This is a genomic window from Skermanella aerolata KACC 11604, assembly GCF_000936425.1.
GTDB lineage: Bacteria > Pseudomonadota > Alphaproteobacteria > Azospirillales > Azospirillaceae > Skermanella > Skermanella aerolata.
Genome location: NZ_AVFK01000262.1, coordinates 1 through 238 on the forward strand (window position 1 = coordinate 1; position 238 = coordinate 238).

Sequence of the window (238 nt, forward strand, 5' to 3'; positions counted from 1 at the left end):
AGAGCCGGCTCAGCATCAGCTTTTCCAGCACGACGCCGATCAGGCCGACCACCAGCGGGGCCAGGACCAGCGCCCACCAGTAGCCGATGCCGGTGAACTTCAACAGCATCCACGCCGCGAAGGCGCCCAGCATGTACTGGGCGCCGTGTGCGAAGTTGATGACGTTGAGCATGCCGAAGATGACTGCCAAGCCGAGGCTCAGCAGCGCGTAGAAGGACCCGTTGATCAGCCCGAGCAG

Annotated in this window: 1 protein-coding gene; it reads right to left on the reverse strand. The window is 63.9% G+C overall.

Features of this window, described 5'->3' with window-relative positions:
- Positions 1-238, reverse strand: a 238-nt coding sequence (locus N826_RS39470; RefSeq protein ID WP_044438185.1) for an ABC transporter permease subunit, incomplete at both ends; no start/stop codon positions are given.